Genomic DNA, 6122 nt, shown 5'->3' on the forward strand with positions numbered 1-6122 from the left:
TGCGTGGGAAGGCGGCAAGGTCGAACAGGTCACAGATGATGCTTACGTTCGTGGCGACCTTACTCCGCTCAGCACGAAGGTGGCAGCCATCGTCCGCGCGGTCGACGTGGCGGACTACCAGCAAGTCCATAAGGGCGACCTGCTCGTCGAACTGCAGGATGATGACTATCGGGCGCAGGTGGATCAGGCCAAAGCGGCAGTTGAAGCAGCGCGTGCCGGCATTGAGGAGAATCTTCGCCAGCGCCAGTTGCAGGATACGCGCATCGCGAAAGCGCTGGCTGGCATCGATCAGGCAAAGGCACAGATTGCAGCCGCCGAGGCTGGCAAGGCAGCTGTGGAGGCCGAGTTGATTCGTGCTCGCTCGGAACGTAAACGCCAGGAAGGGTTGTATCAGACTCACTCGACGACCGAGCAGAACCTCGAGACCGCTGTCGCCGCCGAAGGAAGCCTCTCCGCACAATTTGCCAGCCGTGACGCCGATCTCAATCAGGCGCAAACCATGCTGCGTAGTAGTGAACTCGCTGCCGAGGCCGAGCGACGCAGCAAAGACGTTCTCGAATCCCGGGAGTCCCAACTTCAGGCCGATCTTCACGCCAAGCAGGCCAGCCTTGTCGCAGTTGAGGTGAACCTTGGCTACACCAAAATTAACGCTCCCGCCGACGGCACAGTGGGCGAACGGCAAGTTCGCCCTGGGCAACTCGTCTCCCCCGGCACCCAGGTCATCTCCTTGGTTGCTCTCACAAAGTGGGTCGAAGCGAACTATCGCGAAACACAGTTGACCAATGTGAAAATTGGGGACGCTGCCGAACTACGTATTGACGAATATCCCGGACAATTCATTCGCGGCAAAGTGGTCGAGATCGCGCCCGCCAGCGGATCGCAATTTGCTCTGTTGCCGCCCGACAACGCCACGGGCAATTTCACCAAAGTCGTGCAGCGAATTCCCGTCAAGATCGCGCTGGACGATCCGGCGGTCGCGGCGAGGCTGCGTCCGGGACTTTCTGTGGTAGCAGCTGTTCGCACCAGACCATAACCGGAAATCTATGGCGGCTTCGACCATCACAATTCGCCCGTCTGCGGTAGAGATCGCGCGTGCGGCCGCCGCGGCTATGCCGTCTGAAGTATCGACGCGTCCCTTGCTCGGTATTCTGGGAGTCGTCACTGGCGCCGGACTGGTCACCCTTGCCGGCCGGATGCTGAGTCTCGGCCTTGCCGATTTGAAGGGGCACGTTGGCATAAGCTTCGACGATGGCGCCTGGCTCGACAGTGCTTTCAATGCATCGCTCATGTTTATCGGTCCGTTCACTGTCTACCTCGGAGGGCTGCTGGGGCCGCGGCGCGTACTACTATTTGCGGCAGGACTTTTCACCGCAACCTCTCTCTTTCTCCCGCTCATCCATAGCTACAGTCTTCTGGTTGCTGCGCTGATCGTCGCCGGGCTGACCTCAGGCACTTTCTACCCGCTCACACTGACGTTCGCCCTTCGCAACATTCCGTTGCGCTACCTTCCTTTCACCATCGCCCTTTACGCGACCTTTGTGGACGGGGCGGTTAATATCGCGCCTTCGCTCTACGGTTGGTACCGAGACCACCTATCGTGGCAGTGGATGTTCTGGAATTCGGCGGCAATTGCGCCGGTGATGATGATATGCATCTACTTCGGTATTCCGCCGCTGCCACCGCGCAAGAAAGGCGGTTCTGCCCCCAGCTTCATTGGGTTCCTTTACCTCAGCGCGGGATTGGCCCTGATTTTTGCTGCTTTTCAGCAAGGCCAGCGACTCGACTGGTGGCGCTCCGGCGTGTTCAACGCCTGGTTCTGGTCTGGATCTTTTTTTCTCTTGTGTTCGCTGGTTCGGAGACTACGCGCTCCTAATCCCCTCGTGGCTCTGCCTTATTTGCTAAAGCGGAACACCGTCCTGCTTGGCTGCCTGCTCTTCTGGTTCCGCTTCACGCTCTGTACAACCATCATCCTCATTCCACAGTCGATGGCCGTTCGCGGCTTCGAGGCCGACCAGATTGGTCCCGCGATTATCTGGAGCGCTCTTCCCCTTATACCCATCGCGGTTATCGCTGCGCTTCTGCTATTACGCAAGCATGACCCCAGAGTGCTCTTCGCCATCGGCCTTGCTTGTACGGCGTTCGCTGCCTGGTTGTGCTCGCAATACACCACCGTGTGGGCGGCGGAGAACTTCTACCGCACGGAATTGCTCGTCGGCGTCGGGCAAGCTTTTGCGTTCATCGGCCTGGTCGGCTGCATTGTGCTGCAGGCAATCTTCGCGGGGGCTTTGGCCAAACCTGAGTGGGTCCTGACATTTTCGGCCTTCTTTCACGTCGTTCGCATATTCGGCGGCACAGTAGGCGCCATTTACATGGGCCACTTCATCGCTCAGAGAGAGAAGCTGCACTCGAACCTCTTGGGACTTCACGTCAGCGGTGGCAACTGGATCACCGATCAGAACATTCGTGCCATGACGGCGGGCCTCTACGCCAAATCTTCCGGCATTGCCGCCGCCAGCGCGCGCGCCATCGATCTGATTGCAGCCCGGCTGCGGCTCCAAGCGTACAGCTTGAGCCTGGTCGACGGATTTCTGCTGATCGCCTGGAGTTGCTTTTGCGCCTTGATCCTTGTCGCTTTGCTGCGCAAGTCACCCCTGAACTACGGCGATCTCAGCGCCGTGCAACAGATTCCCGGCGCCGGGAAGAGGTCAAATCAATGAAACCAAATGCGGCACTATTCGTGTTAGCAGCGACGGCCTTTTTCGCCTGCATGGCGGCGGCCCAGGAAATAAGCAATACGGCCCCTCCGCCGCGCCAGATTACACTGCAGGAAGCTGTTCAGTTAGCGCTCAAGCACAACCACGATATTCGCATCGCCGGCTACACGGTCGAGGAAAAAAAGCACGCGAAACAGGTCGCAAAGAGTTCCTATTTTCCATCGATCCGGAATGACAGCAGCTTCATGCATGCGACCGACACAGAGTTGATTCAGATCAGGCCCGGCAGTCTCGGCATCGCCGCGGGAACGCGGATTCCGCCTGTAGACGCGATCATCAGCCAGGGCGGCAAGAACTTTACTACCAGCGGAACCCAGATCACCCAGCCGTTGACGAGTCTGCTCAAGATCAAACGGGAAAACGATCTGGCCCAGGCCGAGTTAAAAGCGTCGCGTGCGAAGGCGCAGCTTACTGGAAACGACGTAGCGCTCGCAGTCCATCAGGTCTACTACCAGGTCCTGATTGCTCAGGCGCACCGTAGCGCCACCGAGGCGCGAATAAAGGCCTCCGAAGCCCTTCAAAGCGAGCGCGTCGAACAAGTAAAGTTCGGCAGCTCACTGGAAGAAAACCTGATCGACAGCCGTGCCCAGCAGTTGCAAGCCAAGCAGGAGCTGCTGACGACCGACTTCCAGTTGACAGATCTGAAACTGAAACTCAACGACTTGATCGGCCTGCCCCTCAGCACAGCTCTGGGCCTCGATCCAGGTGTTCCCGAATTTCAGGAAACTTGCCGCCGCGAGGAATGTGTTACGACTGCTGAGGCATCACAACCGGAGATCCTTGCCGCTCGTGCCCAGGTGGAAGCAGCGAGCGCCGCGGTCCGTTTGGCGAAGACTGATATCTGGGTGCCCGATGTTGAGGCCTTTGCCCGTTACAGCTACCAGGAAAATGTCCCCTTCCTGGCGCGCAACTTCGGAACCTTTGGTGTCCACTTCGGCTACGATCTGTTCGACTCGGGTCGCAAGAAGGCCTTAATGCGGGAACGACAGGCGCAGTTGTCCCAAGCGAAGGAGAACTTGGCGAAGCTGACGGATGCGGTCGAGCTGTCAGTCGAGACAGCGTACAACAAGCTGGAACGGACGCAGCTGATGCTAAAGGTGTCGGAAGAAGTGCTGGCTCTCCGCACCGAGTCGAACCGTGTGCGTCAGCAGGAACTGGTACGGGGAGCGGCGCTGAACTCGCAGGCGGATGCCGCAACGGCTCAGGAATACGATGCCAAGGCGCTCCTGCTGCAGTCACAGATGAACTACTTGCAGGCCCATGACGAACTCTTGAATGCGATGGGCAGCGCGCCTGAGTAAGTCGTTTATCGTCACGTAGAGGAAGCCGTAAGCCGTATCCAAGCGTGGGAAACGATCTCGAGGACTTGATGAAGAACAAAGAGCGCTTCAGGACGCAATCGGAAACCGCGGTGAGCCGACGCCATACGTCTCACTATCGAGGGTGCCTCGCAGCGTTTTGAGCAACAACTGATGATTGAATGGTTTTGCGAGGAACTCGACTGCACCCTCTTTCATGGCTTGAGCCCGTATCTCGGCATCGTCATACGCCGTAATAAAGATGATGGGAACGTTGCATTCCTCTTGTTTCAGCCTGGCCTGCAGCTCCAGCCCCGACATTTTCGGCATGCGGATGTCAACGATCAAGCACGCGGCCCTGGAATGCAAATCGGATTCGAGGAAGGCTTTTGCTGATCCGAAGCGTTGCGCCTCGAACCCCCCCGACTCGATTAGGTCACCCAGGGAGTCCTGCATCGACTCGTTGTCATCGATGATGGCAATTAACTTGGACGTGGGGCCCCCCTTGCATGCCGCGAATCCAATATCGTTTGATCAATCACGCCTATACTCACTTGTTTACGGCAAAGGCGAGACCGGTGTAAATGGAGTAGCGGTGACGTCGCGATGAAATCGGAGTGAAAGCAGGAAGTTGTTGATTCTTAAGGAAGTGCGCCGGGCTGCCTTGATTGATTCTGGTGCTTGGTTTCGACAATTCCGGGTCTCATTGGTACAGTTCCTTATTCTGTATTTTGTGTGCGGTTTCCCATGTACACCCTTTCCTCAAGACGCGTTCTGTTCGGAGCCTTTGAGCTCGACCTCAGCACTGGCGAACTGCGATCGACTGCGACGCCAGGTCCTAATAATAAGGTTATCCTCCGCGAACAGGTGTTTCAGGTTTTGCGGATGCTCCTTGAACGTGAGGGCAAGATTGTTACCCGCGAGGAAATCAAGGGAAGGCTGTGGCCGAACGATACAGTTGTGGATTTCGACCAAAGCATCAATGCGACGATCAAGGCCCTGCGCCGTTCCCTGGGGGATTCAGCGGACAACCCTCGGTATATCGAGACCTTGGCGCGGCGTGGCTATCGATTGATGCCGACCATCGAATACCTGGAGTCAGCGCTAGGAACCGCGCCCGGAGAGGTCACCGCGGAGGCGCCCCTGCAAGCAAGCTCGCTTACTGGGAAGAAGGTTTCGCATTACCGCGTACTCGATGTCATCGGGGGTGGTGGTATGGGAATGGTTTTCAAAGCGGAGGATCTCAAACTGGGTCGGCTGGTAGCGTTGAAGTTTTTGCCAGAAGAGTTCGCCGGTGATGCGGTTGCCCTCAAGCGCTTTGAGCGTGAAGCCCAAACCGCCTCGGCACTGAACCATCCCAATATCTGCACCATCTACGAAATTGAAGAGCATGAGGGACAGCCGTTCATTGCCATGGAGCTTCTTCAAGGAGACAACCTGCGTGATTACTTGTCTGCCTCGAAGCAAAAACCGCTACCACTACGTGAACTGTTAGAGATTTCGGCCCAAATCTGCGATGGCTTGCAGGCCGCGCATGACAAAGGAATCATTCACCGCGACATCAAGCCGGCCAATATCTTCCTGTGCAAGTCTGGCACTGTAAAAATACTGGATTTCGGATTGGCGAAGTTGGCCGGCAGCGATTGGCCACTGGAGAGCGAGGGTGCGGAGGTAGCGGGTACTCCAGTATCGAAGACTCTTTCGACCGAAAGTCTGAAGAAGGCCCTTACCCGCACAGGAACTACCGCGGGGACGGCAGGATACATGTCGCCGGAGCAGGTACGCAATGAAGAACTCGATACCCGAAGTGATCTGTTCTCGTTCGGAATAGTGGTTTATGAGATGGCTTGCGGACAGCGGGCATTCACAGGGCAAACTCTCGTGGATGTTCACGAGGCTATCCTGCATCAGCCTCCCGTCTCGGCCAGGTCCCAGAATCCGGTCCTGCCACGCAGCGTCGATCTCGTGCTGGCAAAGACCCTCGAGAAGGACCGCAATCGACGTTACCGGTCAGCGACTGAATTGAAGAGTGATCTCGTGCGGATCACGC

Annotated in this window: 5 protein-coding genes; 4 read left to right on the top strand and 1 reads right to left on the bottom strand. The window is 57.3% G+C overall.

Annotation, left to right across the window (positions count from 1 at the left end; genetic code table 11):
* The 3 genes from VNX88_01840 to VNX88_01850 all read left to right on the top strand — a co-directional run.
* The coding region (locus VNX88_01840; protein HWY67371.1) for an HlyD family secretion protein at positions 1-1033 on the top strand (1033 nt) is incomplete at its 5' end.
* Positions 1034-1043: 10 nt separating this feature from the next.
* Positions 1044-2717: an MFS transporter gene (locus VNX88_01845; protein ID HWY67372.1), complete on the top strand. Its 1674-nt coding sequence runs from the start codon at positions 1044-1046 to the stop codon at positions 2715-2717.
* The gene (locus VNX88_01850) at positions 2714-4075 is read left to right on the top strand and encodes a TolC family protein (GenBank protein HWY67373.1); all 1362 of its coding nucleotides are present in this window, start codon (positions 2714-2716) and stop codon (positions 4073-4075) included. The genes VNX88_01845 and VNX88_01850 overlap by 4 nt, the downstream gene beginning before the upstream one ends.
* A gap of 87 nt (positions 4076-4162) precedes the next feature.
* Here the strand turns inward: VNX88_01850 and VNX88_01855 are convergent, their stop codons facing one another.
* A complete protein-coding gene (locus tag VNX88_01855) occupies positions 4163-4597 on the bottom strand; it encodes a response regulator (protein ID HWY67374.1) in 435 nt (144 codons plus the stop codon).
* Positions 4598-4819: 222 nt separating this feature from the next.
* Between VNX88_01855 and VNX88_01860 the strand changes: the two genes are divergently transcribed.
* On the top strand, positions 4820-6122 hold a 1303-nt coding region (locus tag VNX88_01860), incomplete at its 3' end, for a protein kinase (GenBank protein HWY67375.1).

This window comes from Terriglobales bacterium, from assembly GCA_035567895.1.
GTDB lineage: Bacteria > Acidobacteriota > Terriglobia > Terriglobales > Acidobacteriaceae > Gp1-AA112.

Coding starts and splice junctions, on each gene's coding strand:
- VNX88_01845 (HWY67372.1), top strand. CDS start 1,044: ATGGCGGCTTCGACCATCACAATTCGCCCGTCTGCGGTAGAGATCGCG.
- VNX88_01850 (HWY67373.1), top strand. CDS start 2,714: ATGAAACCAAATGCGGCACTATTCGTGTTAGCAGCGACGGCCTTTTTC.